Here is a 26032-nt window from a genome sequence, read left to right as displayed (position 1 = left end):
GCGCGACCTGAGCGTAGGACTCTCGCGGGGTCAGGCGGTTTGGGCCAGGGGCGAGGTGAGGGCCGAGTGGTAGCGGTGGAGGATCAGTTCGGCCACTTCAGGGTCCGGGCCCAGGGGTGGGGCGATGAGGGCGTCCGGGCCGGCCAGGCGGGTCACGCGGTCCGGGAGGAAGCCCGGGGCCAGGAACCACGACGCCACGGCGATGCGGCGGGCGCCCTGCGCGCGCAGGCGGGCCACCGCGGTGGGCACGTCGGGCGTGGCGGCGGAGGCGAAGGCGGCCTCGACGCCCGCCCAGCCGGACCCGGCGGCCCAGCGGGCGGCGATGGAGGACACCAGGGCGTTCGCCGGGGCGTGGGACGAGCCGGCGCCGGCCAGGATCACGCCGAGCGTGCGGTCGCGGGAGCGGACGCCGACCGAGGCCAGGCGACGCAGGGCCGCCGACTCCAGGCGGGGGTCCGGGCCGAGCACGTCGGCGATCGTCACGTCCAAGCCGGGCAGCCGGGCGTCCGCGACGGCGCTCGGCACGTCCACCCGCGCGTGGAAAGCCTTGCCCAGCAACAACGGCACCACCACGGCCGAACGGTGGCCGTCCGCGTACGCACCGCGCAGCACATCACCCAGCAGCGGCACGGAAAGGTCCAAAAAGGACCCGCGCACGTCCACCGACGGCGCCAACGCCCGCACCACGTCCAACAACTCGTGCACCACGGCCGCCGAACGCGGATCACGACTGCCGTGCGCCACGGCCACCAACGCGGTCACAGGGCGCCCGTCAATCCGCGCGCGCGCAACACCGCCCGCTCCAACGGCCGGAACACCAGCAGCTCGATGCCCACACCGACCAGCAGGATCAGGAAGATCGCCGCGATCACCATCGAGATGTCGTTCAACGCCGACCCGTTGTGCAGGTACTGCCCCAGCCCCTCGCCGAGCTGCGGCGACGTGGCGATGATCTCCGCCGCCATCAGCGACCGCCACGAGAACGCCCACCCCTGCTTCAACCCGGCCAGGTAACCCGGCAGCGCGGCGGGCAGCAGGATGTGCCGGGCCGCCGCCATCCGACCGGCGCCCAGCGCCTGGCCGACGCGCGGCAGCAGCGGCGGGATCTGGTCGACGCCCGACACCAGGCCGTTCGCGATCGACGGCACCGAACCCATCAGCACGACGAAGTAGATGGTCGCGGGCGTCGCGCCGAACCACAGGATGCCCGCGGGCACCCACGCCACCGACGGCAGCGACTGCAGACCGGTCAGCAACGACCCGATGGCCGCCCGCACCACCCGAACCTTGGCGATCAGCAGGCCCAGCGGCGTGGCGATCACCACGGCGGTGAGGAACCCGAGCACCGCGCGGCTGACCGAGGTCCACAGCACCTCGAACGCCCGACCGGTCTCGACCGCCTCGACCACCGCCGCCCACACCGAGCCGGGCGACGGCAGCTGGTACTCCGGCCAGAACGCCAGCGCCCACAACGCCTGCCACACGCCGAGCAGCAGGGCGAAGGCGATCAGCGGCGGCACGGCGGTGCGCACGAACCGCTTGCGCAACGACGGCCGCCGCTCCTCCGACGGCGCGTCGAGCGCGTCCAGCCCGGCGCCGACCGCCGCGAGGTCCGTGTCAAGCTGCGGCATGTCCGCTGATCACCTCTCGCAGGTGGGTCGTGATGTCCTCGATCACGGCGGGCTCGTCGCAGTCCACGGTGGACCACTCGCGCACCACCCGGCCGGGACGGGAGGACAGCAGCACGACCCGCTGGCCCAGCCGCACGGCCTCGCGCACGTCGTGCGTGACGAACAGGATCGCCGTCGACGTCTCCCGCCACACCCGCACCAGCTCCGCCTGGAGCACGTCGCGGGTGATGGCGTCCAGCGCGGCGAACGGCTCGTCCATCAGCAGCAGGCCGGGCGTGCCGTCCTCGGCGCTGCCCAGCGTGGACGCCAGGGCCCGCGCCAGGGCCACGCGCTGCCGCATGCCGCCGGACAGCTCGTGCGGGCGCTTGTGGCCCGCGCCGACCAGCCGCACCAGCGACAGCAGCTCGCTGGCCTTCTCCCGCCGCGGTCCCCGCTTCAGCCCCGCCAGCCGCAACGGCAGCTCGACGTTGCGCGCCGCGGTCAGCCACGGCATGAGCGCGGCCTCCTGGAACATCACGGCGGGCCGCGACGTGGTCAGCTCGATGTGGCCCGAGGTGGGCGCGTCCAGCCCGGCGACCAGGTTCAGCAAGGTCGACTTGCCGCAGCCGGACGCGCCGAGCAGGCACACGAACTCGCCCGGGGCGACCGACAGGTCGACGCCGTCGAGCGCGACGACGCCGGCCGGACCGTGGCCGAAGACCTTCCGCACCCCGGACAAGGTCACCGCGGCGTCCACGTCGGACACGGCCGCTGGGGTCTCAAGCGTGGCGGTCATGGTGTGCCTGCCTTCCTCGAGTTACTTCTTGTCCAGCCCGGCGGTGTCCACGGTCGGCTTGCCCGCCGCCGAGAGCACCTTGTTCAGCAGGGTGAAATCGGCGAGACCGGCCACGTTCGCGGCCTCCTTGGTCACGCCGGCGGTCACCGCGTCCTGCGCCAACCGCGGGAAGCTCTTGGCCTGCGGGTCCAGCGTCAGCTCGATGTTGTCGAACGCCCGGTCCAGCACCGGGTCGCCCAGCGCCTTGCCGGTGAGCTGCTTCAACGCGTTGTTGACGACCTGCTTGGCCTCGACCTTGTCGTTGAGCGCGAAGTCCGTGGCCGCGAGGTGGCCGCGCAGCAGCGCCTCGACCGTCTGCGGGTGCTCCTTCAGGAACTTCGCCCGCACGAGGATCACCGTGGTCGGGAACTTCCCGCCCTCCCACAGGGACTCCTCGTCCAGCAGCACCTTCGCGCCCGCGTCCAGCACCAGCCGCGACGACCACGGCTCGGGCGCCCACGCGCCCTGGATGTCGCCGCGCTTGAACAGGTCCAGCGACTGCGAGTTCTCGACGTTGGTCACCTGCACGTCGAGCTTCTCGTCGGCCAGCCACTTCTTCAGCGCGACGTCCTGCGTGTTGCCCAGCTGCGGGGTGGTGAGGACCTTGCCGTTCAGGTCGGCCGGCGAGGTGATCTCGGGCTTGACCACGAGCTGCGCGCCGCCCGACGTGGCGCCGGAGACCAGCCGAACCGCCTCGCCGTTGGACTTGGCGTAGGCGTTGATGGCCGGGCCGGAGCCGATGAACGTCACGTCCAGCGAGCTGCCGAGCAGCGCGTTGACCGCGTCGGGGCCGGCGTTGAACGTCTGGGTGGTGAGCTTGGTGGAGCCGAGTTCCTTGGCGAAGAAGCCCTTGTCCACGCCGATCAGCGCGGCGGCGTGGGTGACGTTGGGGAAGTAGCCGAGGCGGACCTCCGCCGCGGCGCCCTGGTCCTGGGCGCCGGCGGCGGTCTCGTCACCGCGGTCCACGCGGGAGCACCCCGCGAGTGCCGTGAGTGCGGTCAGTACTGCCAGTGAGGTGGTCAGGAAGCGGCGTTGGGTGCTCACGATCGCGAGACCTTTCAGGGGCCGGGGGACACGAGGGCGTGGCTGTCGGGCTGGGCGGCGTCGCCGCCCTCGGTACAGCTGTCCACGCCGTCCACCTCCGGCAGCGGCGCGCCCACGAGCCCGGCGGCGAGCGTGCTGCCGTCGGCCGCGTCGATGACCAGGAACGCCCCCGTGCGGCGGTCCTTCGTGTAGTCGTCCACCGGGATCGGCTCGGCGGTGCGCACCGAGACCTGGCCGATCTCGTTGAGGGACAAGGATTCCGGCGCGTCGGTGCTGCCGAGCTTCTGCTCGTCGAACCGCGTGCGCAGCTCGGTGACGATCGCCTGCACCGTCCGCGTGCCGTGCTTGACCAGCACGCGCGCGCCTGGCGTCAACGCCTTCTCCGACAGCCAGCACACCGTGGCGTCGAACTCGTCGGTCACCTTCGGCGGCTGCCCCGCGGTGGCGATCAGGTCGCCGCGCGAGATGTCCAGGTCGTGCGCCAGCAACAGGGTCACCGAGTGGCCCGCGGCGGCCTCCTGCAACGGGCCGTCCGCGGTGTCGATGCCGGTAACCGTGGACCGCAGACCGGCCGGCAGCACGGCGATCTCGTCACCGACCCGCACGGTGCCCGCCGCCACCTGGCCCGCGTAGCCGCGGTAGTCCGGGTGCTCGGGGGTGCGCGGGCGGATCACGTACTGCACGGGGAAGCGGAACGGCGCGTCGTGCGCGTCCGGCTCGACCGGCACCGACTCCAGGTGCTCCAGCAGCGTCGGGCCGTCGTACCAGGGCGTCCGCGCCGAGCGCTCCACCACGTTGTCGCCGGCCAGCGCGGACACCGGGATCTCCACCACGGCGTCCTCGGCGTACCCGAGGGCCGTGGCGTGCGCGGTGAACTCCTTGGCGATGCGGGCGAACGTGACCTCGTCGAAGTCGACGAGGTCGATCTTGTTGACGGCCAGCACCAGGCGCGGCACGCCCAGCAGCGCCAGCACGGCCGCGTGCCGCCGGGTCTGCTCGATGACGCCCTTGCGCGCGTCGACCAGCAGCACGCCGAGCTGCGCGGTGGACGCGCCGGTCACCGTGTTGCGGGTGTACTGCACGTGGCCGGGAGTGTCGGCCAGCACGAACGAGCGCTTCGGCGTGGCGAAGTAGCGGTAGGCCACGTCGATGGTGATGCCCTGCTCGCGCTCCGAGCGCAGGCCGTCCACCAGCAGCGACAGGTCCGGCGTGGTCAGGCCGCGGTCGGCGCTGGCGCGGTGCACCGCGTCCAGCGTGTCGGCCAGCACCGACTTGGTGTCGTACAGCAACCTGCCGACCAGCGTGGACTTGCCGTCGTCCACGCTGCCCGCCGTCGCCAACCTCAACAGGTCGCTCATCTAGAAGTAGCCCTCCCGCTTGCGGTCTTCCATGGCGGCCTCGGACAGCCGGTCGTCCGCGCGGGTCGCGCCGCGCTCGGTGAGCCTGCTGGCCGCCACCTCGGCGATGACGGCCTCGATGTCGGCGGCGTCGGACTCGACCGCGCCGGTGCACGACCCGTCGCCGACGGTCCGGTAGCGGACGGTCTTCTCGAGCTTCTCCTCGCCGTCGCGAGGACCGCCCCACGGGCCTTCCGCCAGCCACATCCCGTCGCGCAGGTACACCTCGCGCCGGTGCGCGTAGTAGATGGACGGCAGCTCGATGCCCTCGCGGGCGATGTAGTGCCACACGTCCAGCTCGGTCCAGTTGGACAGCGGGAACACCCGGACGTGCTCGCCGGGGCGGTGCCGGCCGTTGTAGAGGTTCCACAGCTCCGGGCGCTGCCGGCGCGGCTCCCACTGGCCGAAGGAGTTGCGCAGGCTGAAGATCCGCTCCTTGGCGCGGGCCCGCTCCTCGTCCCGGCGACCGCCGCCGAACACCGCGTCGAACTTGTGGCCGGTGATCGCGTCCAGCAGCGGCACGGTCTGCAACGGGTTGCGCGTGCCGTCGGGGCGCTCGGCCAGCCGGCCGTCGTCGATGTAGTCCTGCACCTTGGCGACTTCCAGCCGCAGCCCGTGCTGGGCCACGACCTTGTCGCGGAACTCGATGACCTCGTCGAAGTTGTGCCCGGTGTCCACGTGCAGCAGCGGGAACGGCACCGGCGCGGGCCAGAACGCCTTGACCGCCAGGTGCAGCAGCAGGGTGGAGTCCTTGCCGCCGGAGAACAGGATCACCGGCCGGTCGAACTCGCCCGCCACCTCGCGGAAGATGTGGATCGCCTCGGACTCCAGGCGGCCCAACGTGTCCAGAGCTGTCGCGGTGGTCATCCGTGCAACCCGCATTCGGTCTTGGACTGGCCCGCCCACCGGCCGCTGCGGGCGTCGGCGCCCGGCAACGGCTTCGCGGTGCACGGCGCGCAGCCGATGGAGGGGTAACCCGCCTGCACGAGCGGGTTCTCCAGGATCCCGTGCTCGGCGATGTAGGCGTTGAACTGCTCGTCGGACCAGGGGGCGATCGGGTTGACCTTCACCAGCCCGTTGCGCTCGTCCCACGTCACGATCGGCGTGTTCGCCCGGGTCGGCGCGTCCACGCGGCGCACGCCGGTGACCCACGCGTCGTAGTTCTTCAGCGTGCGCTGCAACGGGATGACCTTGCGCAGCTGGCAGCACCGGTTCGGGTCGGTCTGGTTCAGCAGGCCGAACCGGGCCTCCTGATCGGCCACCGACTGCTCGGCCGCGGCGTTGACGATGTGCACGCCGGGGTAGACCAGGTCGACGGCGTCCCGCGTGCCGATGGTCTCGGCGAAGTGGTAGCCGGTCTCCAGGAACAGCACTTCCACGTCCGGCTTGACCTTGGTCGCCAGGTCGATCAGGACGGCGTCCTGCATGTTCGACGCGACGATCCAGCTCTCGCCGAACGTGCGGGCGGTCCACGCGAGCGCCTCTTCGGCACTGGCATCAGCCAGCTCGACCGAAGCGGCCTCCGCGATCACCTTCAGTTCCTCGACCCTGGTGGGGGCGGTCATCGCTGCACCTCCTGAGGAAGGTTGAGACCAACGAACTTCACGGTGAACACGCGGCGACAGGCGGCGCAGAGCCACGAGTGGCTGGGCTCCTCCTCCGGACGGAGGCCCTCGTCGCCGCAGTACGGGCAGTAGAAGGGAGTGGCCCTCTCGGTGCTCATTTCAAGTCACCCTCGTCGGCGCGGGCGACCCACTGCGGGAACCGCTCGTCCGGCTCCCGCTTGGCCACGAAGTTGCGCACCACGCGCTCGACGTAGTCCGACAGCTCGGCGGCGGTGACCTTGTGGCCGCGCAGCTTGCGGCCGAACCCGGCGTCCAGGCCGAGCCCGCCGCCCAGGTGCACCTGGAAGCCCTCGACCTGCCTGCCGTCGGCGTCGGTGACGATCTGACCCTTGAGCCCGATGTCCGCGGTCTGGATCCGGGCGCACGAGTTCGGGCAGCCGTTGATGTGCACGGAGATCGGCTCGGTGACGCCGGCCACGACGTCGGCCAGCCGGGTCTCCAGCGTCGACACCAGGTCCACCGCGCGTGCCTTGGTCTCGACGATCGCGAGCTTGCAGAACTCGATGCCGGTGCAGGCCATCACGCCCCGCCGCCACGGCGACGGCTCGGTCTGCAACCCCAGCTTCGCCAGGTCCGCCTGCAGGTTCTTGACCTCGGCCTCGGGCACGTCCAGCACGACCAGCTTCTGCTGCGGCGTCAGCCGGACCCGGCCCGAACCCGCCCGCTCCACCACCTTGGCCACCTCGACCAGCGTGGAACCGGACACCCGGCCCGCGATCGGGGCCGCGCCGACGTAGAACAGGCCGTCCTTCTGCCGGTGCACGCCGATGTGGTCGCGCGGGATCGCGGGGTTCTCCGGCGCGGGGCCGTCGATCATCTTGCGCTTGAGGTACTCGTTCTCCAGAACGTCCCGGAACTTCTCCGGACCCCAGTCCGCGACCAGGAACTTGATCCGCGCGCGGTGCCGCAGCCTGCGGTAGCCGTAGTCGCGGAAGACGCTGATCACGCCCTCCCACACGTCCGGCACCTCGTCCACGGGCACCCACGCGCCGAGCCGCTTGCCGATCATCGGGTTGGTGGACAGGCCGCCGCCGACCCACAGGTCGAAGCCGGGGCCGTGCTCCGGGTGGTCCACGCCGACGAACGCCACGTCGTGGATCTCGTGCGCCACGTCCGGCAGGCCCGAGATCGCCGTCTTGAACTTGCGCGGCAGGTTCGAGAAGCGCGGGTCGCCGATGTAGCGGCGCAGGATCTCGTCGATCGCGGGCGTGCCGTCGACCACCTCGTCCTCGGCGATGCCCGCCACCGGCGAGCCGAGCACCACGCGCGGGCTGTCGCCGCAGGCCTCCATCGTGGTCAGGCCCGCGTCCTCCAGCTTCTGCCAGATCGTCGGGACGTCCTCGATGCGGATCCAGTGGTACTGCACGTTCTGCCGGTCGGTGATGTCGGCCGTGTCCCGCGCGTAGGTCTGGGACAGCTCGCCGATCAGCGCGAGCTGCTGCGTGGTGAGCCGGCCGCCGTCGATGCGGACGCGCAGCATGAAGTACTCGTCGTCCAGCTCCTCCGGCTCCAACGTGGCCGTGCGGCCGCCGTCGATGCCGGGCTTGCGCTGGGTGTAGAGGCCGTACCAGCGGAAACGGCCGCGCAGGTCGGCCGGGTCGATCGAGTCGAAGCCACCGTGGGCGTAGATGTTCTCGATCCGCGACCGGACGTTGAGCGGGTTGTCGTCCTTCTTGCTCCGCTCGTTCGGGTTCAGCGGCTCGCGGTAGCCCAGCGCCCACTGCCCCTCACCTCGGCGCTGCTTGGTGCGCTGAGGCGTCGTCGTCGGGGGGACCATCCTCGTCCTCCGGGGATTCGGGGCGCTGGTGCGCGTGCGAGTCCCGGTGGAGCTGTGGTGGGGGTCTCGTCAGCGCACCCGGCGCCGACGGGAACAAAAAGGCAGGCGCGGGTTATGCCGAACGACGGCACATCGCGCTGGAGACACGACGGAAGTCGACGTGGCGGCGGACCACCAGGCGGACTCCGGTCGATGTCATGTGCCTCAGCGTGCCACGCGTCCATCTCGTGGTCCACCGTCATCCGCATCGTGGGACGGGGTTGCGCTGCTGGTAGATGGGACAATGGGGACCATGCCCTCCGCTCTGCCGATCGGTGACCCCGCGCCGCCCGACGGCTCACTGCCCCCCTCCGCGCTCACCGGTCTGGGTGACCGCCCGTTCGGGGTGTACGTGCACGTCCCGTTCTGCGCGACCCGGTGCGGCTACTGCGACTTCAACACCTACACCGCCGGTGAGCTGGGAACTTCCGCGTCACCGGCGTCCTGGCTGGAAGGGCTGCGCCGGGAACTGGACCTCGCCGCGACCGTGTTGGGTGTCCCGCCGGCGGTCGACACGGTGTTCGTCGGCGGTGGCACACCGTCGCTGCTCGGCGCAGCGGGGCTGGGCCAGGTGCTCGACGCGGTGCGGTCCTCGTTCGGCGTCGCGCCGGGCGCGGAGGTCACCACGGAGTCCAACCCGGAGTCCACGTCGCCCGAGTTCTTCTCAGCCATTCGTGACGCTGGTTACACCCGCGTCTCGCTCGGCATGCAGTCGGCCGCCCGGCACGTGCTGGCCGTACTCGACCGCGTCCACACTCCGGGCCGCCCGGTCGCCGCCGCCCAGGAGGCCCGTGCGGCGGGCTTCGAGCACGTGAACCTCGACCTGATCTACGGCACGCCGGGCGAGACCGTCGCCGACCTCCGGTCGTCCCTCGACGCCGTCCGCGAAGCGGGTGTGGACCACGTGTCCGCGTACGCGCTGATCGTCGAGGAGGGCACCGCCCTGGCCCGCCGGGTGCGTCGCGGCGAGCTGCCGATGCCCGACGACGACGTGCTCGCGGACAAGTACGAGCTGATCGACGCGGCCATGACCGCACAGGGCCTGACCTGGTACGAGGTGTCGAACTGGGCCGCATCGGCGGACGCCGCGTGCCGGCACAACCTGCTGTACTGGCAGGGCGCCGACTGGTGGGGCGCCGGCCCGGGCGCGCACAGCCACGTCGGCGGCGTGCGCTGGTGGAACGTCAAGCACCCGGCGAAGTACGCCGAACTGCTGGCCACCGGCACGTCACCGGCCGCGGGTCGCGAGATCCTCGCCGACGACGACCGCCGGGTGGAACGCGTGCTGCTGGAACTGCGCCTGGCCACCGGCCTCCCACTGGACGTCCTCGACCCCGAGGGCCAAGCCGAGGCCAAGACCGCCGCCGCCGACGGCCTGCTCGACCAACCCGCCCTCGACCGCGGCCACTGCGTCCTCACCGACCGGGGCCGCCTGCTCGCCGACGCCGTCGTCCGCCGCCTCACGTGACCACTCCCGCTGTCGGACCTCGTCGGTAGAATTACGACAAGGGTTCCCCTTGGCGGGGACCTGGGCGAAGCGGTTCCGTGAGCGTGACCGACGCCTGATCTGGCGCTCGGAGACTTCGCGGCGCGCGGGACCTCGACCACTGCTGCCGTTTGTTTCGTCCCGCCTTCCTCCGCCAGTTCGAGGAACATGGTGTTGTGCAGTCATCGGTCGAGGTTGTGATAACCGGGCATCACGCCCGATTCGGTTACCGGGCGTCCGTGCCTCGATAACCTGTGGTGCGGCTCAGGTCGTTTGCTCGAAGCACCCGCCGGCGTTGCGAGCGAAAGGGTTTGTCGGCGTACGCCCGTCGGGTGTCGTCGAGCCTCTTGTACTGCACCATGATCATGCTCTGGGCTTGTTCGTGGTAGTAGATGAGGTCGACGCCGAAGAGTCCTTCGAGTGGATCGGCGTTGATGTTCGTGATCTCGATCTTCCGCTGGCCGTAGGCGAAGGTCCGGACGTGGTGCTCGTACACGTTGTCGATCCGCCAACCTGGGCGTGTGAGGCGTCGTGGTCGATCAAGTGCGACTCGTTGGACCTTCGCTTGAGCCTCGCCAGTGTCGGCTCGACACCTGTGACACCAGCCAGGAACCGTCGCCCCTCATCCGGTTGGCGCCGCTCTTCGCGTCGGCGGACGACGGAAGAGCCTTGACGAGCGCATTGAGCAGGGCGTTGGTCGTACCTTCTTCGTGAAGGATGCGAGCTCACGTGGGGAACCCGGAAATACGACGAGATAGGCCACAACAGGTGACCTAAAGGACGAGGGAACGGCTCGCTGACGCCCTCCTGCGCCGGCTCACGTGATCACTTCAGGGTTACCGACGCCGAGTGGCCGATCGTCCGGTAGCCCAACGGCCCGTAGAGGCGGTCCACCTTGCCGTCCGGCTCGGTCTCCAGGAACGGTGTGCAGCCCGAGTCGAACACCCGCGCGGTGAGGTCGGCGCACACCGCCGACGCGATCCCGCGGCCCCGGAACGGCGTCGGCACCGCGATGCCCGCCACCTGCGACAGCCCGTGCCGGGGCGCGGTGTACGCGCCCGCGCCCGCCGGTTCGCCGTGCAGCCTGGCCAGCACGATCACCCCGTCGTCGCGCAAGAGCGACCGCTGCCGCGCCACGTCCTCCGCACCGACCACCCCGCCGACCCCGAACGCCGTGTTCTGCACCACCGACACCGCGAACAAGTCGTCGTCCGAGGTCACCGCCTCGACGGTCAGCCCGGCGGGCGACGGCGGCGTGACCAGCTCGTCGATCGCCATCATCGGCAGCAGGTGGTCGACGGTGAACCCCGCCGCCTCCAGCGCCGCGTCCACCACCGGCGACGGCCGCAGGTACTCCAGCCTCGGCGTGCGCGATCGCGACCGGAACGCCGCCACCAGCGCCGCCACGTCACCCCGCGTCGGCGCCGCGCCCTCGTCGGGCACGGCGTAGTTCATGAACAGGTTGTCGCTGTGCGCGTCGAAGCGGATCAGGAACGGTCCGACGCGCTCGGCGTCGGCCCTGATCACGTCGCGCAGGGCGGCCTGGATGCGGGTGAGCACACCCGAAGCTATCCACCGCACCGAAGGCCGGCGAGCGGGTTTTCCGATCCGGGCCCGAACCTCCGTAAACTCAAGGTGAAGGACCCTGTCCGTACCTGGAGGTGACGCGCGTGAACGCCGATGAGCGCCGGTTCGAAGTGCTGCGCGCGATCGTCGCCGACTACGTGTCCAACCAGGAGCCGGTCGGCTCGAAAGCCCTGGTGGAACGGCACAACCTGGGTGTGTCGAGCGCGACCGTGCGCAACGACATGGCGACGCTGGAAGAGGACGGGTACATCACCCAGCCGCACACCAGCGCCGGCCGCGTGCCCACCGACAAGGGCTACCGGCTGTTCGTGGACCGGCTCAGCGAGGTCAAGCCGCTGTCCACGCCCGAGCGCCGGGCCATCCAGAACTTCCTCGAAGGCGCCTACGACCTGGACGACGTGCTGCGCCGCAGCGTGCGGCTGCTGGCCCAGCTGACCCGCCAGGTCGCCGTCATCCAGTACCCGACGCTCAGCCGCTCGACCGTCCGGCACATCGAAGTGCTCGCCATCACACCGGCGCGCCTGATGCTGGTGCTGATCACCGATACCGGCCGCGTCGACCAGCGCTCGGTCGACCTCGGCGACGTGATCACCGAGGACAACGTGGCCCGCATCCGGTCGATGCTCAACGGCGCCATGGTCGGCAAGCGCCTGTCCGACGCCTCCGCCGAGGTCGCGAAGCTGCCCGACGAGTCACCGGGCGACCTGCGCGACATCGTGCTGCGGGTGAGCACCGTGCTCATCGAATCGCTGGTCGAGCACCCCGAGGAACGCCTGGTCCTGGGTGGCACGGCGAACCTCACCCGCAACGTGGCAGACTTCCCCGGTTCGCTGCGCCAGGTGCTCGAGGCGCTGGAGGAGCAGGTCGTGGTGCTCAAGCTGCTCGCCGCGGCCCGCGACCCGGGCCGGATCCTGGTGCACATCGGCGAGGAGAACGAAGCGGCCGAGATGCGCAGCACCTCGGTCGTGTCCATCGGCTACGGCAGCCGGGACAACCTGCTCGGTGGCATGGGAGTGGTGGGGCCCACCCGCATGGACTACCCCGGCACGATGGCGGCGGTGCGAGCGGTCGCCAACTACGTGGGGGAGATCTTGACCGGACGGTGACGGCGGGGGAACACCGCGGTCCCGCAGGACGTTTCGCAAGCGAGCGGACGCGTGTCGAAGCGCGTTCGCAGGAGGAAACACGGTGGCGAGGGACTACTACGGCACGCTCGGGGTCGCCAAGAACGCGACTCCCGACGAGATCAAGCGCGCCTACCGCAAGCTCGCGCGGCAGCTGCACCCCGACGTCAACCCCAACGAGGAAGCGCGCTTCAAGGAGGTGACCGCCGCCTACGAGGTCCTGTCGGACCCGAAGAAGCGGCAGGTCGTCGACCTGGGCGGCGACCCGTTGGAGCCGGGCGGCGGTGGCGGCGGCATGCGCGACCCGTTCGCGGGATTCGGTCTCGGCGACATCATGGACGCCTTCTTCGGCGCGGGCGGCGGTGGCGGACGCGGTCCGCGCAGCCGGGTGCAACCCGGCTCCGACGCGCTGATCCGGCTCTCGATGACGCTGGAGGAGTGCGCGGCGGGCGCTTCGCGCGAACTGACCGTCGACACGGCGATCCTGTGCGACCGGTGCGTGGGCAGCGGCTGCGCGGACGGCTCGTCCCCGGTGCGCTGCGACACGTGCGGCGGGCGGGGCGAGGTGCAGTCGGTGCAGCGCTCGTTCCTCGGCCAGGTCGTCACGGCGCGGCCGTGCCCGGTGTGCCGCGGTCTCGGCGAGGTCATCCCCGACCCGTGCCAGCAGTGCGCGGGCGAGGGCCGGGTGCGCTCGCGGCGCACCATCTCCGTGCAGATCCCGGCCGGTGTGGCCGAGGGCATGCGGGTGCGGCTCGCGGGCCAGGGCGAGGTCGGCCCCGGCGGCGGACCGGCGGGCGACCTGTACGTCGAGGTCGAGGAGGTGCCGCACGAGGTCTTCGAGCGTGACGGCGCGAACCTGCACTGCTCCGTGCGCATCCCGATGACGACCGCCGCCCTCGGCGCGGTGCTGCCGCTGCAGACGCTGGACGGCGAGGAGGAGCTGGAGATCGAGCCCGGCACCCAGCCGAACACCGAGCTGGTGCTCACCGGGCGCGGCATGCCCCGGCTGCGGTCCAGCGGCCGCATCGACGGCCGCGGCGACCTGCACGTGCACCTGGAGGTCGTCACGCCGACCAAGCTGGACGCCCGGCAGGCCGAACTGCTGCGCGAGCTCGCCGTGTCACGCGGTGAGGACGAGCCGACGCTCGCGCACAACGGCAAGGGCGGCGGCGGGCTCTTCTCGCGGCTGCGGTCCGGCCGCACCCACCGGTGACCCTGCCGGTCTTCCTGGTCGCCGCGCTGCCGCCCGGTGACGAGGCCGTCCTGGACGGCCCCGAGGGGCGGCACGCGGCCACCGTGCGCCGGTTGCGCGCGGGGGAGGAGCTGGTGCTCTCCGACGGCACGGGCGCCCAGGTGCGGTGCGTGGTGGCGGAGGCGTTCAAGGAATCCCTGCGGCTGCGCGTCGTCGAGCGGTGGGTCGTGCCGGAGCCGTCCGTGCGCGTGGTGGTGGCGCAGGCGCTGGTGAAGGGCGACCGGGGCGAGCTGGCCGTCGAGCTGGCCACCGAGGCGGGCGTGGACGGCGTCGTGCCGTGGCGCGCCTCGCGCTGCGTGACGAAGTGGGAGGACGGCCCGCGCGGGGCGAAGGCCCTCGAACGCTGGCGCAGCACCGCGCGTGAGGCGGCCAAGCAGGCACGCCGGGCGCGCGTGCCGTCGGTCGCGGAACCCGTTTCCACGTCGGGGCTGGCGCGGTTGGCGTCCTCGTCGGCGGTCACTTTGGTTTTGCACGAATCCGCTTCCGTTGGCATCGGATCGGTTCAGCTGCCCGCGTCGGGTGATGTGCTGCTGGTCGTCGGACCGGAAGGTGGCATCACCGACGAGGAATTGTCCACGTTGACCGGTGTGGGCGCGCACGTAGTGCGACTGGGACCCACCGTTCTGCGAGCGTCCACCGCGGCGGCGGTCGCTTTGGGTGCGCTGGGTGTGCTGACCGATCGCTGGCGGTAATTGGTGTTGCCCTCTTCTGGCGAACGCCTGACATAGGGGTTACGCTCATGGCAGAGGGGCTGCATTGGTCTAACCATGATCGGTCCCTCGGCCAGACTCGCCGGACACCTCCCCCCTCGGTCCGGCGTCGCCGCGTCGCGGTGGGACGACCCCCAGGTCCCACCGCGACGCGGCCTCTTTTTTGCGTCCAAGGGGTTTCGATTGCGCATCGTCTACGGGCCGCACCCGAGCCAGTTCGGTGAGTTTTCCTCACCGTCCGGTGAATCGTTTCCGGTGATCGTGGTAATCCATGGTGGTTTTTGGCATCAGCGTCATGGATTGGAACTCGGCCGGCCGCTGGCCGCTGACCTGGTCATTCACGGCGTGGCCGCGTACAACGTCGAGTACCGGCGGGTAACCGGCGGCGGCGGTTGGCCCGCCACGGGCGACGACGTGCTCGCCGCGATCGACGCCCTCGACCCGGCGCTCGGGCCGGTGGTCACGCTGGGTCACTCCGCGGGCGGGCACCTGGCGGTGTGGGCCGCCGCCCGCCACCCCCGCGTGGTCGGCGCCGTGGCGCAGGCGGGCGTCCTCGACTTCCTCCAGCACCCGGAGATCACCCGCCGTGCCGCTGAACTGCTGGGCGGCACACCGGCCGAAGTCCCGGCGCTCTACGCCGACGCCTCGCCGGCCGCCCAACTCCCCATCCGCAAACCCCTGATCCTCGTCCACGGCGAGGACGACGAGGACGTGCCGTTCGCCCAGAGCGAGGCGTTCGCGCGGGCCTCGGGCGCCGACCTGATCGCCCTGCCGTCCACCGGCCACATGGACCTGATCACCCCGGGCACCCCCGCCTGGACCGCCTGCCGCCGCGCCGCCCTCCACCTGGCCCGCCCCTGACCCGCGAGAGTCCTACGTTCAGGTCGCGCGTGTCCTACGTTCGGACCGCGCGTGTCCTACGTTCGGAACACCTGAATTCAACGCTCAGGACGGCGTGACGGGCCCGAGTCGGTAGCCTGCGGAGCCATGTCCGACTGCCTGTTCTGCCGCATCGTCGCCCGCGAGATCCCGGCGACCGTGGTGCACGAGACCGACACCACGCTGGCGTTCCGCGACATCTCCCCCCAAGCTCCGACGCACGTCGTGCTGGTGCCGAAGGTGCACGCCGCGGACGCCGTGGCGCTCGCCGCCGCCGCGCCCACCGTGCTGGACGACCTGTTCCTGGCCGCCGGCGAGGTGGCGAAGGCCGAGGGCGTCGCCGACAGCGGCTACCGGCTGCTGTTCAACACCGGGGTGGACGCGGGCCAGACCGTCATCCACGCCCACCTGCACGTCCTCGGCGGACGGCGCCTCGGCCCGCTCGCCTGAGCTAACCGAGGGCCTGCATCACCGGCGCGTACAGCCGCGCCCGGTCGCCGCTGAACGCGCCGCGCACCATCAGGTCCACCGTGAACCGCGGCACCACCCCGTGCGCCTCCAGCCACGCGCCCAACGCCGGATCCCGCACGTCCACCCGCACGGTCGCGCCCACCGCCACGTCCGCGACCAACTCCGCCGCACGCTCCGCCGACGGCGCCACCACGGGCCCCACCATGGTCACGGCACCGTTGAGCCAGGTCGCCACGAACCCGTCGTCGGCCACCCTGACCTGCGACGCGAACCCGAACAGCTGGTCCAGCAGCGCCGACCGGTCGGCGCCGAACACCTCGGCGTCGACCGCGGCCAGCTTCGCCCGGTCCGCCTCCACCGCCGGCCGCGACGTGCCCGAAGCCGTGCCGCCGAACGCGCCGACGTGCGCCGTCACCAGCCCCACCGACCGGAACCCCAACTTCTCGTACAGCGGCTTGCCGTACGAAGTCGCGTGCAGCGACGCGACCGGAGTGCCCGCGAACTCCAGCGCGTGCTCCACCAACCGCCGCCCGAGCCCGCGCCCGCCGTGGCTCGACGCCACCAGCACCATGCTGACCGCCGCGTGCTCGTCACCGAATCGGGTGACGATGGTGGTGCCGACCAGCTCATCGCCGTCGAACAGGCCGAATCCGGTGCCGACCCGCAGCAGGAACGCCCACTTGGCGGCCTCCTCCGGCCACCCCCGGTCCGCGGCGAGGCGGGCGCAGGCGGGCAGGTCGTCAGGGGTGAGCACGCGCAACTCCATCACGTCTGTGAGTACACACGCCGTGTCCAACCCGTTCCTTACTCCGGTGCGGAGTGTCGGTGGTGGCGGCTAGCATCGGAACCGGTAGGTCGAATTCACCCGAGTACGGCGCGAACGCGCAGGAAGAGGGCCCAAAGCCACGTGGCCGGTACCGACGACAACACGCCGCAGGCAGCCCCCACCGCGGCCGACGCCCAATCCAAGTTCGCCGTGCCCGACGGCGCGGTGCTCGCCCTGCTCGGCTCGCGTGACGAGAACCTCCGGCTCGCCGAGGAACTGCTGGTCGCCGACGTGCACGTGCGCGGCAACGAGATCACGCTCTCCGGCCAGCCCGCCGACGTGGCGTTCGCCGAGCGCGTGTTCGCCGAGCTGGTCACGCTCGCCAGCCGCGGTCAGCAGGTCGGCCAGGACACGGTCCGCCGCACGGTCGCGATGCTGTCCGCGGGCACCACGGAGTCCCCGGCCGAGGTGCTGAGCCTCGACATCATCTCCCGGCGCGGCCGCACCATCCGGCCCAAGACGCTGAACCAGAAGCACTACGTGGACGCGATCGACCAGAACACCGTGGTGTTCGGCATCGGTCCCGCGGGCACCGGCAAGACCTACCTGGCCATGGCGAAGGCCGTGCAGGCGCTGCAGGCCAAGCAGGTCAACCGCATCATCCTGACCCGCCCGGCGGTCGAGGCGGGCGAGCGGCTCGGCTACCTGCCCGGCACGCTGTACGAGAAGATCGACCCGTACCTGCGCCCCCTGTACGACGCGCTGCACGACATGGTCGACCCGGAGTCGATCCCGCGCCTCACCCAGGCGGGCACGATCGAGGTCGCCCCACTGGCCTACATGCGTGGCCGGGCACAGCCGGTGTTCACGAACGTGCTGACGCCCGAGGGCTTCCGGCCCATCGGCAGCCTCCAGGTCGGCGACCTGGTCATCGGCTCGAACGGCGAGCCAACCCCTGTCCTCGGCGTCTTCCCGCAGGGCGTGAAGGACGTCTACCGGGTCACGGCCCAGGACGGCGCCTCGACGCTGGCCTGCGGTGATCACCTGTGGACGGTGCGCACCAGGTCCGACCGCCGGCGCAACAAGCCGTGGCGGGTCCTGAAGACCACGGAGATGATCGGCGACCTCCGTGCCGCTCACGCGCGTCGCTACGAGTTGCCGCTGCTCAGCGCTCCGACTTGCCACCCGGCGCGCGAGGTCCCGATGGACCCGTACGCTCTGGGCCTGCTGCTCGGTGACGGCTGCCTGACCGGATCCACCACGCCGTCGTTCGCGACGGACGACCCCGAGTTGGCGGTCGCGCTCCAGTCCGCGCTGCCCGGGGTGGCGGTGAACTGGAAGGACCGGGTGAACTACACCCTCAACCGGGTGAAGTCGCCCGGTGATGTCGTGACGCTGGAGAACCCCGTCACCGGGGCGCTCCGGGCGCTGAGCCTGCTCGGCACCCGTTCGAACACGAAGTTCGTCCCGGAGGTCTACCTCGCCAACACGGCCGAGGTCAGGCTGGCGCTGCTGCAGGGTCTGCTGGACTCCGACGGCGGGCCGGTCACGCAGTCCGGGCGCACCTGCCGCATCCAGTACACGACCACGTCCACCCAGCTCAGGAACGATGTGATCGGCCTGGTCCAGTCGCTGGGCGGCGTGGCCTACTCGCGCACCCGCGTGGCGGAAGGGAGACGGCCGGGCTTCGCGAACGGCCGGGCGGTTCCCTACGTCCACGACGCGCACGTCGTCGAGATCCGGTTGCCCGAGGGCGTCGAGCCCTTCCGGCTCGCCCGCAAGCGGGAGAAGTACCTCGCGGCCGGTGGAGGTGGGCAGCCCATGCGGTTCATCGACAGCATCGAACCTGCGGGCCGCGCCGAGGCTGTGTGCATCCAGGTGGCCGCGGCGGACTCGCTGTACGTCACCGAGGACTACCTGCTGACCCACAACACGCTCAACGACGCGTTCATCATCCTGGACGAGGCGCAGAACACGACGCCCGAACAGATGAAGATGTTCCTCACCCGATTGGGTTTCGGCTCGAAGATCGTGGTGACCGGTGACATCACGCAGATCGACCTGCCCGGCGGGCAGCGCAGTGGTCTGAAGGTCGTCAAGGACATCCTCGAAGGCGTGGACGACGTCCACTTCTCCATCCTGACCAGCAACGACGTGGTCCGCCACCGCCTGGTCGCGGACATCGTGGACGCCTACGAGAAGTGGCAGGTCGAGCAGGACGAAGGCGACGCGGCCGACCGGCACCAGCACCACGCCGGACCCGGTGCGCGGTCGCGCGGGCAACGCCGGGGACGATAGGCGCCGTGAGCATCGAGATCGCGAACGAGTCGGGCGTGAACGTGGACGAGCCGTCCATCGTCGCCGCCGCCCGGTTCGCCCTGGACCGAATGGGCGTCAGCCCGTTGGCCGAGCTGTCCGTCCTGCTGGTCGAGCTGGACGTGATGGCGGACCTGCACCAGCGCTGGATGGACCTGCCCGGCCCGACGGACGTGATGGCGTTCCCGATGGACGAGCTGGACTCGGCGCGCCGACCGGACGCGGCGGGTCTCGGCCCGGCGCTGCTCGGCGACATCGTGCTGTGCCCGGACTTCGCCAAGGACCAGGCGAAGAAGGCGGGCCACAGCCTGCTGGACGAGCTGCACCTGCTGACCGTGCACGGCGTACTGCACCTGCTCGGCTACGACCACGCGGAGCCTGCCGAGGAGCGGGAGATGTTCACGCTGCAGAACCGCATCCTGGGCGACTTCCGCACCGCGGCGGCCGAGGCGGAGCGCAAGTCGGCGCAGCGCGAGGCCGACTCGAAGCTCCTCGGGGCGGTCGGCCTGGAAGACGCGGACCGGCCCGACCCGACAGCCTGAGGCGGTCGAGCTGATGGGCGGTTCCGCCGGCTTGCTGGTGCTGGCCGTGGTGTTGGTGTTGTCGGCGGGCGCGTTCGCGGGCGTGGACGCGGCGCTGGGCACGGTGTCGCGGGCACGCGTCGAGGCGTTGCAGCGGCAGGGCCGGGCGGGCACGGGGCACCTGATCCAGCTGCTGGCCGACCGGCCGCGGCACGTGAACCTGCTGCTGTTGCTGCGCCTGGGCTGCGAGCTGGCGGCGACGGTGCTGGTGACCGTGGTGTGCCTCGGCCTCATCGCCACCGACTGGGTGGCGATGCTGGTCGCCGGGCTGAGCATGCTCGTGGTGTCGTACGTGCTGGTCGGCGTGGGCCCGCGGACGCTCGGCAGGCAGCACCCGTACGCGGTGAGCCTGCTCGCGGCCGGCCCGATCCGGGTGCTCGGCCGCGTGCTCGGCCCGTTGAGCAAGCTGCTGATCCTGGTCGGCAACGCGATCACGCCCGGCAAGGGTTTCCGCGAGGGCCCGTTCTCGTCCGAGGTCGAGCTGCGCGAGCTGGTCGACATGGCGCAGGAACGCGGCGTCGTGGACGAGGGCGAGCGGGAGATGATCCACTCGGTCTTCGAGCTGGGTGACACGATCGCGCGTGAGGTGATGGTGCCGCGCACCGAGATCGTGTGGATCGAGCAGACCAAGTCGATCCGCCAGGCATTGGCCCTGTCGCTGCGCACCGGGTACACGCGGGTGCCGGTGATCGGGGAGAGCGTGGACGACATCGTCGGCGTGGTGAACCTGAAGGACCTGGTGCGGCTGACGTTGGCCGAGGAGCCGAACGGCACGTCGGTGGCGGACGTGATGAAGCCGGCGTCGTTCATCCCGGACTCGAAGCCGATCGCGGACCTGCTGCGGGAGATGCAGCTGTCGCGCAACCACCTGGCGGTCGTGGTGGACGAGTACGGCGGCACGGCCGGCCTGCTCACCATCGAGGACATCCTGGAGGAGATCGTCGGCGAGATCACCGACGAGTCCGACACCGACGACCGGCCGCCGGTCGAGCACCTCACCGACGGTTCGGTGCGGGTCAGCGCGCGGCTGCCGGTGGACGACCTGGACGCGTTGTTCGGCACGGAGCTGGACGACCACGAGGTGGAGACGGTCGGCGGCCTGCTGGCGCAGCGCCTGGGCCGCGTGCCGCTGCCGGGCACGGAAGCCGAGATCGCGGGCCTGCGGATGCGGGCCGAGGGCGGCAAGGATGAACGCGGGCGGATGCGCATCACGACGGTGCTCGTGCGCCCGGTGAACAACGGCGACAACAGCGAGGGGACCACCGGTGAGTGACCTCGACCCCGAGGACCAGAAGATCGTCACGCTGGCGCGCTCGGCGCGGGCTCGCACGGGTGCGGCGGAGGGCGCGGCGGTGCGTGACACCGACGGCCGGACCTACGCGGCGACCACGGTCGCGTTGCCGTCGCTCCAGCTCACCGCCCTCCAGGCCGCCGTCGCCGCGGCCGTGTCGAGCGGCGCGGAGGGCTTGGAAGCCGCAGCCGTCGTCACCGCTTCGACCGAGGTGGACGCCGACTCCGTGGCGGCGGTCCGCGACCTGACCGCCGGCGCGCCGGTGCTGCGCGCCGACGCGTCCGGCGCCGTGCAGGAGACCGTGGTGGGTTGACCCGGGTCGACCGGGTTCAGGCGGGTGGTTCGGCCAGGCCGAGCTGCGACAACATGCCCAGGGTGTCGCCGTAGCTGTGGAACTCGGTGATCTTGCCGTTGCGCGCCCGGAAGAAGGACGAGCCGCGCATGGTGATCTTCCGGCCGGTCGCGGGGGCGCGGTTGCCGCCGCCGAGGTCCAGTTCGCCGGTGTTGGTGCCGGTGAACTCCTGTTCGGCTGCCACCGAGTCGTCGCCGACGACCACGTTGGTCTCGCGTATCCGCATGTCCGGGAACGCGGTCAGCCAGCCCTGCATGTACCGGCGTGCGGTGTCGCGGTCGCGGATCGGTTCCGGCGCGGCGTCGTCGATCCACACGAAGTCGTCCGCCATCGAGTCGAGGAAGGCGTCCGCGTCCCGTCGGTTGAACGACTCGACCAGCTCGTCGTTCAGGCGCATGAGGTCTTCCCTGCTAGTGCCGGCCTCCTCGCGAGCGGGACCGTCGATTACGCCGAGCTGGGCCATCATGCCCATGGCGTCGGGGTGGGTGTGGAACTCCCTGATCTTGCCGTTCTCGGTCCGGATGAACACCGTGGCCCGGCTTGAGATCTTCCGGCCGGTCGGGGGGATCTGCCGGTCGCCGACGGTCAGCGGGCCCCGGTTGGTGCCGGTCAACTCGACCTCCGAGGCGATCGAGTCGTCGCCGATGATCCGGTTGGTCTCGCGCAGGTGCAGGTCCGGGAACGCGGTGAACCACGACCGGGAGTACCGCAGCGCCTCGTCGCGGCTGTGCATCGGCGCGGGCTGGGTGTCGTCCACCCATTCGAAGCTGTCGGCGAACAGGTCGACGAACGCGTCGGCGTCGTGCCGGTCCCAGGACGCGATGCCCGCGTCGTCCAAGCGTGCGAGTTCTTCCTTCGTCGTCATCTTCCACCTCCAACGGTCGTGCTCGGGCGGGCTCCCTCGTCACGCCGAGTCGTGCCGCATCCTTCGAATGGGTTAGCGCATAGCCCCAGAAGGGTGCATCACGTCGTCCATGAGCACCGTCCGAACCTGCCGGTCGTCCGGCCACCGGGCACCGTCGTCCGCGCCGCCCCACGAGCGGTTCGACGGGGGTCGACCACGACTGACTAGGGCTGACGCGGCGCGGCCGGCGGGTGCGGGGACAATGGACGGATGGATGGTTACCGTTCCGGGTTCGCGTGCTTCGTCGGCCGCCCCAACGCAGGCAAGTCGACGTTGACCAACGCGCTGGTCGGGACCAAGGTCGCGATCACGTCGAGCAAGCCGCAGACCACCCGGCACACCATCCGGGGCATCGTGCACCGCGAGGACGGCCAGCTGGTCCTCGTGGACACCCCCGGCCTGCACCGGCCGCGCACGCTGCTCGGCCAGCGCCTCAACGACCTGGTGCGCGAGACGTGGACCGAGGTGGACGTCGTCGGGTTCTGCGTGCCCGCCGACCAGAAGGTCGGCCCCGGCGACAAGTTCATCGCCGCCGAGCTGGAGAAGATCGCCAAGCGCACCCCGGTGATCGGCATCGTCACCAAGACCGACCTGGTCGGCCAGCAGCAGGTGGCCGAGCAGCTGCTCGCGCTGCAGAAGGTGATGGACTTCGCCGACCTGATCCCGGTGTCCGCGGTGAACGGCTACCAGGTCGACGCCCTCGCCGACCTGGTGCTGGGCAAGCTCCCCGAGGGCCCGCCGCTGTACCCGGACGGCGAGCTGACCGACGAGCCGGAGCTGACCCTGGTCGCCGAGCTGATCCGGGAGGCCGCGCTGGAGGGCGTGCGGGACGAGCTGCCGCACTCGATCGCGGTCGTCGTCGAGGAGATGCTGCCCCGCGAGGGGCGTGACGACCTGGTGGACATCCACGCCAACGTGTTCGTGGAACGGCCGAGCCAGAAGGCGATCATCCTGGGCCACCGCGGCGAACGCCTCAAACAGGTCGGCATCACGTCCCGCAGGCACATCGAGAAGCTGCTCGGCACCCGCGTGTACCTCGACCTGCACATCAAGATCGCCAAGGACTGGCAGCGCGACCCGAAGCAGCTGCGCAGACTGGGCTTCTAGGGACTGGCGAAGGTGGCGAACCTCTACCGCGACACCGGCGTGGTCCTGCGGGTGCAGAAGCTCGGCGAGGCCGACCGGATCATCACGCTGCTCACCCAGAGGCACGGCAAGGTGCGCGCGGTGGCCAAGGGCGTGCGCCGCACGTCGTCGCGGTTCGGCGCGCGGCTGGAGCCGTTCGGGCACGTCGACGTGCAGTTCTACCCCGGCCGGTCGCTGGACGTGATCACGCAGGTGGAGACGCTGGACGCGTTCGGCGTGGTGCTGGTGGACGACTACCAGCGCTACACGGCGGGGTGCGCGGTGCTGGAGACCGCCGACCGGCTCACCGCCGAGGAAGGCGAACCCGCCCTGCGGCTGTACCTGCTGGTCGCGGGCGCGTTGCGGGCGCTGGCGGCCAAGGAGCGGGACGCCTCGCTCATCCTCGACGCCTTCCTGATGCGGGCGATGGCGTTCGCGGGCTGGGCCCCCGCGGTCGACGAGTGCGCCCGCTGCGCCGACCCCGGCCCGCACAAGGCGTTCAACGTGCACGCGGGCGGCATGGTGTGCCCGCGGTGCCGCCCGCCGGGCAGCGCCACGCCGTCCACCGACACGTTGCGCCTGCTCGCCGCGCTGCTGCACGGCCGGTGGGACGAGGTGGACGGCATCCCCACCGGCGCCCGGCGCGACGCGAGCGGCCTGGTCGCCGCGCACCTGCAGTGGCACCTGGAGCGGCAGCTGCGCTCGCTGCCGTTGGTCGAGAGAAAGGCGCAGCCGACCGAAGGTTAGAGTCCGCCCTGCCGCACGAGAACCTCCCGAAACCCCCTCCGCAGCACATCCCCTGAGAGGACAGCCATGCTCCGCCGACGGCGGGTTGAGCGCGTCCAGCGCGTTCCCCGACCCCCGGAACCGCACCCCACCGGCGCGACGCCGCCGGTGCTGCCCACCGACCTCGTGCCGCGGCACATCGCGATCGTGATGGACGGCAACGGCCGGTGGGCCAACCAGCGCGGCCTGTCCCGGATCGAGGGGCACAAGCGCGGCGAGGCCGTCGTGGTGGAGGCGGCCAAGGGTGCGATCGAGATGGGCGTGAAGTGGCTGTCGCTGTACGCGTTCTCCACCGAGAACTGGCGGCGCAGCCCGGAGGAGGTCCGCTTCCTCATGGGCTTCAGCCGTGACGTGATCCACCACCGCACCGACGAGCTGGACGAACTCGGTGTGCGGGTGCGGTGGGCGGGACGCCGGCCGAGGCTGTGGCGCAGCGTCATCAAGGAGCTCGAGGTCGCCGAGGAGCGCACGAAGGACAACACCGTGCTGAACCTGGCGATGTGCATCAACTACGGCGGGCGGGCCGAGGTCGGCGACGCGGCGCGGGAGATCGCCCGGCTGGTCGCGGCCGGCAAGATCAACCCGGAGAAGGTCGACGAGCGCACCCTCGCCAAGCACATGTACCAGCCCGACATGCCGGACGTGGACCTGTTCATCCGGCCGTCGGGGGAGCAGCGCACGTCGAACTTCCTGCTGTGGCAGTCGGCGTACGCGGAGCTGGTGTTCCAGGACATCCTGTGGCCGGACTTCGACCGGCTGGACCTGTGGCGCGCCTGCGAGGCGTACGCCATGCGCGACCGGCGCTTCGGAGGCGCCGTTGACAAGCCCGACGTGGAGGATTCTTAAGTGACCGACGAGGACGCCAAGGTGACCGCGGAGCTGCTCACCGCGGCCCGTGAGGCGTTGGAGATGTTCCACGAGGTGCACGTCGACGACGACGGCGCGCTGAGCTTCCAGCACGCCGAGGTGCCGTGCGCGGTGCAGGCGATGCGGCTGGCCGAGGGCCTGACCGTGCTCAGCCTGACCTGCGTGGTGGCGTGGGACCTGCCGGAAGACCGCGACCTCGCCGTGTCCGCCGCGGAACGCGCCGGTCAGGGCCTGTTCGGCACGCTCGGCGTGGTGCACACCGAGCGCGGGATGGATGTGACGTTGCGCTACGCGTTCCCGGCCGAAGGGCTGAAGCCGGAGCCGTTGAGCACGCTGCTGATGTTGGTCGTGTCCACTGCTTCGCAGCTGCGCAACGAGCTGCTGGCCGGAACCGGGGACGGTGCCTGATGGCTGGGGTGATCGTGTACGAGCCCGATGATGACACGGACGTGGAGGGCCTGCCGTGGGCCATCACGTTCGAGGCGTCGGCGGGGGAGGAGTGGGCGTCGTTCGTGTGCGGGCCTTACGAGCGTGACGACGCCGTGCGGCTGGCCGAGGAGGTGCTGGCCGCGAGCCGCGGCGTGACCGCCGTGGTCGAGCCGCTGCTGCCGGTGACGGAGGCGGCGGACGTGCTGGCGACGATCGCCGAGCTGCGTGACGAAGAGGAAGCGTCGGAGTAGGGACCCGAAATTGTCGGACCCCGCCGGCAGAATAAAAGCAGGGGTCCCCTTGGCGGGGACTCCTGCGAAGCCTGGCGGGGACGCTGCGTAGCGTCGGCGGGGTGGAGGGCGTGCTGCCCTCTGCCCCGTCAGTCGTAGGTGTCCCCGAAGAAGGTGAACATGCTCCCCCGCCGGCAGCGGCCGTGGGGGCGCAGCGGCTCCCGGCGGTCGACGAGGTCGAGCTGGGCAACATCCCGGCCTCGAACCCCAGGACCATCCAGCCGCGTGGGTGTGGGTTCTCTGAGCTTCGTCGTGCTGGTCTCGCCACACGGCGATCGTGGTGCCGTGACCCTGGAGAGCGTTCGGGAGGCGACGCGGGCAGCCGTGGTCGCGGCCGCTCGCGCCGGGGCGACCGGTGTCGCAATTCCCCTGCTCGCCACGGGTGCACTCGGCCTTTCCGCGGAGGAGGTCTCCGCGGTCGCCGTGCCGGCGGTGGTGGAGGCGCTGCGATCGCCCGTTCGGCGGCAGTTGCGCCGGGTCGTGCTGTTC

28 protein-coding genes and 3 pseudogenes are annotated in these 26032 nt (G+C 71.1%); 17 read left to right on the top strand and 14 right to left on the bottom strand.

Annotated features, from left to right (window positions below; genetic code table 11):
* Positions 1 to 30: 30 nt before the first annotated feature.
* The 10 genes from ADK67_RS45160 to ADK67_RS55580 all read right to left on the bottom strand — a co-directional run bounded on the left by ADK67_RS45160 (position 31) and on the right by ADK67_RS55580 (position 8487).
* Positions 31 to 762, bottom strand: coding sequence for a sirohydrochlorin chelatase (locus tag ADK67_RS45160; RefSeq protein WP_053722778.1), 732 nt, complete (start codon positions 760 to 762; stop codon positions 31 to 33).
* The gene (locus tag ADK67_RS45155) at positions 759 to 1631 is read right to left on the bottom strand and encodes an ABC transporter permease (protein WP_053722777.1); all 873 of its coding nucleotides are present in this window, start codon (positions 1629 to 1631) and stop codon (positions 759 to 761) included. The genes ADK67_RS45160 and ADK67_RS45155 overlap by 4 nt, the downstream gene beginning before the upstream one ends.
* Complete coding sequence (locus tag ADK67_RS45150) at positions 1618 to 2406, bottom strand: ABC transporter ATP-binding protein (protein WP_053722776.1); 789 nt, start codon at positions 2404 to 2406, stop codon at positions 1618 to 1620. Before ADK67_RS45150 ends, ADK67_RS45155 begins: the two co-directional genes overlap by 14 nt.
* 21 nt (positions 2407 to 2427) lie before the next feature.
* Positions 2428 to 3489, bottom strand: a complete 1062-nt coding sequence (locus ADK67_RS45145) for an ABC transporter substrate-binding protein (protein ID WP_053722775.1) — start codon at positions 3487 to 3489, stop codon at positions 2428 to 2430.
* Positions 3490 to 3503: 14 nt separating this feature from the next.
* On the bottom strand, positions 3504 to 4847 hold the full coding sequence (locus tag ADK67_RS45140; RefSeq protein WP_053722774.1) for a sulfate adenylyltransferase subunit 1: 1344 nt from the start codon (positions 4845 to 4847) through the stop codon (positions 3504 to 3506).
* Positions 4848 to 5753 carry a sulfate adenylyltransferase subunit CysD gene (cysD, locus tag ADK67_RS45135; RefSeq protein WP_231648686.1) on the bottom strand — a complete coding sequence of 302 codons (906 nt, stop codon included), beginning with the start codon at positions 5751 to 5753 and terminating at the stop codon, positions 4848 to 4850.
* Positions 5750 to 6451, bottom strand: coding sequence for a phosphoadenylyl-sulfate reductase (locus tag ADK67_RS45130; RefSeq protein WP_053722772.1), 702 nt, complete (start codon positions 6449 to 6451; stop codon positions 5750 to 5752). The genes cysD and ADK67_RS45130 overlap by 4 nt, the downstream gene beginning before the upstream one ends.
* Positions 6448 to 6609 (bottom strand): hypothetical protein, encoded by a 162-nt coding sequence (locus tag ADK67_RS54440; protein WP_053722771.1) that lies wholly within the window; start codon positions 6607 to 6609, stop codon positions 6448 to 6450. The genes ADK67_RS45130 and ADK67_RS54440 overlap by 4 nt, the downstream gene beginning before the upstream one ends.
* On the bottom strand, positions 6606 to 8288 hold the full coding sequence (locus tag ADK67_RS45120) for a nitrite/sulfite reductase (RefSeq protein ID WP_053722770.1): 1683 nt from the start codon (positions 8286 to 8288) through the stop codon (positions 6606 to 6608). The genes ADK67_RS54440 and ADK67_RS45120 overlap by 4 nt, the downstream gene beginning before the upstream one ends.
* Positions 8289 to 8400: 112 nt before the next feature.
* The gene (locus tag ADK67_RS55580; protein WP_360453279.1) at positions 8401 to 8487 is read right to left on the bottom strand and encodes a putative leader peptide; all 87 of its coding nucleotides are present in this window, start codon (positions 8485 to 8487) and stop codon (positions 8401 to 8403) included.
* A 93-nt stretch (positions 8488 to 8580) separates the two neighbouring features.
* On the opposite strand from ADK67_RS55580, the gene hemW reads away from it, so the two are divergent.
* Positions 8581 to 9795, top strand: coding sequence for a radical SAM family heme chaperone HemW (gene hemW / locus ADK67_RS45115; protein ID WP_053722984.1), 1215 nt, complete (start codon positions 8581 to 8583; stop codon positions 9793 to 9795).
* Positions 9796 to 10039: 244 nt separating this feature from the next.
* Here the strand turns inward: hemW and ADK67_RS45110 are convergent, their stop codons facing one another.
* Together ADK67_RS45110 and ADK67_RS54960 are read right to left on the bottom strand one after the other, a co-directional pair.
* Positions 10040 to 10309 (bottom strand): hypothetical protein, encoded by a 270-nt coding sequence (locus ADK67_RS45110; protein WP_053722769.1) that lies wholly within the window; start codon positions 10307 to 10309, stop codon positions 10040 to 10042.
* Between the two features lie 329 nt (positions 10310 to 10638).
* Entirely contained in the window at positions 10639 to 11373 is a 735-nt protein-coding gene (locus ADK67_RS54960) for a GNAT family N-acetyltransferase (RefSeq protein WP_053722768.1), read from the bottom strand.
* A 110-nt stretch (positions 11374 to 11483) separates the two neighbouring features.
* Here ADK67_RS54960 and hrcA point away from each other — a divergent pair, with 110 nt between their 5' ends.
* The 5 genes from hrcA (at position 11484) to ADK67_RS45080 (ending at position 15815) form a co-directional block, all read left to right on the top strand.
* Positions 11484 to 12506, top strand: a complete 1023-nt coding sequence (gene hrcA, locus ADK67_RS45100) for a heat-inducible transcriptional repressor HrcA (protein ID WP_053722983.1) — start codon at positions 11484 to 11486, stop codon at positions 12504 to 12506.
* 82 nt (positions 12507 to 12588) lie between these two features.
* A complete protein-coding gene (gene dnaJ, locus ADK67_RS45095) occupies positions 12589 to 13737 on the top strand; it encodes a molecular chaperone DnaJ (protein WP_053722767.1) in 1149 nt (382 codons plus the stop codon).
* The gene (locus tag ADK67_RS45090) at positions 13734 to 14468 is read left to right on the top strand and encodes a 16S rRNA (uracil(1498)-N(3))-methyltransferase (RefSeq protein WP_053722766.1); all 735 of its coding nucleotides are present in this window, start codon (positions 13734 to 13736) and stop codon (positions 14466 to 14468) included. Before dnaJ ends, ADK67_RS45090 begins: the two co-directional genes overlap by 4 nt.
* A 201-nt stretch (positions 14469 to 14669) precedes the next feature.
* Positions 14670 to 15347, top strand: a complete 678-nt coding sequence (locus ADK67_RS45085) for an alpha/beta hydrolase family protein (protein WP_053722765.1) — start codon at positions 14670 to 14672, stop codon at positions 15345 to 15347.
* 126 nt (positions 15348 to 15473) lie between these two features.
* Complete coding sequence (locus ADK67_RS45080; protein WP_053722764.1) at positions 15474 to 15815, top strand: histidine triad nucleotide-binding protein; 342 nt, start codon at positions 15474 to 15476, stop codon at positions 15813 to 15815.
* Position 15816: 1 nt separating this feature from the next.
* Here the strand turns inward: ADK67_RS45080 and ADK67_RS45075 are convergent, their stop codons facing one another.
* Positions 15817 to 16602 carry a GNAT family N-acetyltransferase gene (locus ADK67_RS45075; RefSeq protein ID WP_053722763.1) on the bottom strand — a complete coding sequence of 262 codons (786 nt, stop codon included), beginning with the start codon at positions 16600 to 16602 and terminating at the stop codon, positions 15817 to 15819.
* A 141-nt stretch (positions 16603 to 16743) separates the two neighbouring features.
* Between ADK67_RS45075 and ADK67_RS54430 the strand changes: the two are divergent.
* The 6 genes and pseudogenes from ADK67_RS54430 to ADK67_RS45055 form a co-directional block, all read left to right on the top strand.
* Positions 16744 to 17454 (top strand): annotated as a pseudogene (locus ADK67_RS54430) (PhoH family protein); the annotation flags it as partial.
* Positions 17443 to 18225 (top strand): annotated as a pseudogene (locus ADK67_RS55215) (LAGLIDADG family homing endonuclease); the annotation flags it as partial. The pseudogenes ADK67_RS54430 and ADK67_RS55215, both read left to right, overlap by 12 nt.
* A gap of 309 nt (positions 18226 to 18534) precedes the next feature.
* A pseudogene (locus ADK67_RS54420) lies at positions 18535 to 18900 on the top strand (PhoH family protein); the annotation flags it as partial.
* A gap of 5 nt (positions 18901 to 18905) precedes the next feature.
* On the top strand, positions 18906 to 19460 hold the full coding sequence (gene ybeY / locus ADK67_RS45065) for an rRNA maturation RNase YbeY (RefSeq protein WP_053722761.1): 555 nt from the start codon (positions 18906 to 18908) through the stop codon (positions 19458 to 19460).
* Positions 19461 to 19473: 13 nt separating this feature from the next.
* Positions 19474 to 20772, top strand: coding sequence for a hemolysin family protein (locus ADK67_RS45060; RefSeq protein WP_053722760.1), 1299 nt, complete (start codon positions 19474 to 19476; stop codon positions 20770 to 20772).
* The gene (locus ADK67_RS45055; protein ID WP_053722759.1) at positions 20765 to 21103 is read left to right on the top strand and encodes a hypothetical protein; all 339 of its coding nucleotides are present in this window, start codon (positions 20765 to 20767) and stop codon (positions 21101 to 21103) included. The genes ADK67_RS45060 and ADK67_RS45055 overlap by 8 nt, the downstream gene beginning before the upstream one ends.
* Positions 21104 to 21119: 16 nt before the next feature.
* On the opposite strand, the gene ADK67_RS45050 is transcribed toward ADK67_RS45055, so the two are convergent.
* Positions 21120 to 22007: an ester cyclase gene (locus ADK67_RS45050; protein WP_053722758.1), complete on the bottom strand. Its 888-nt coding sequence runs from the start codon at positions 22005 to 22007 to the stop codon at positions 21120 to 21122.
* A 249-nt stretch (positions 22008 to 22256) separates the two neighbouring features.
* On the opposite strand from ADK67_RS45050, the gene era reads away from it, so the two are divergent.
* The 5 genes from era to ADK67_RS45025 all read left to right on the top strand — a co-directional run bounded on the left by era (position 22257) and on the right by ADK67_RS45025 (position 25504).
* A complete protein-coding gene (gene era, locus ADK67_RS45045) occupies positions 22257 to 23153 on the top strand; it encodes a GTPase Era (protein WP_053722757.1) in 897 nt (298 codons plus the stop codon).
* A 12-nt stretch (positions 23154 to 23165) separates the two neighbouring features.
* Positions 23166 to 23918: a DNA repair protein RecO gene (gene recO / locus ADK67_RS45040; RefSeq protein WP_053722756.1), complete on the top strand. Its 753-nt coding sequence runs from the start codon at positions 23166 to 23168 to the stop codon at positions 23916 to 23918.
* Between the two features lie 66 nt (positions 23919 to 23984).
* Positions 23985 to 24803, top strand: coding sequence for an isoprenyl transferase (locus tag ADK67_RS45035; protein WP_053722755.1), 819 nt, complete (start codon positions 23985 to 23987; stop codon positions 24801 to 24803).
* Positions 24804 to 25232 carry a YbjN domain-containing protein gene (locus tag ADK67_RS45030; protein WP_157621607.1) on the top strand — a complete coding sequence of 143 codons (429 nt, stop codon included), beginning with the start codon at positions 24804 to 24806 and terminating at the stop codon, positions 25230 to 25232. It abuts the gene before it with no gap.
* Positions 25232 to 25504, top strand: a complete 273-nt coding sequence (locus tag ADK67_RS45025; RefSeq protein WP_053722754.1) for a hypothetical protein — start codon at positions 25232 to 25234, stop codon at positions 25502 to 25504. The genes ADK67_RS45030 and ADK67_RS45025 overlap by 1 nt, the downstream gene beginning before the upstream one ends.
* The last annotated feature ends 528 nt before the right edge of the window (positions 25505 to 26032 follow it).

It is taken from the genome of Saccharothrix sp. NRRL B-16348 (assembly GCF_001280085.1).
GTDB lineage: Bacteria > Actinomycetota > Actinomycetes > Mycobacteriales > Pseudonocardiaceae > Actinosynnema.
This window is presented reverse-complemented; position numbering and strand designations above follow the sequence as displayed.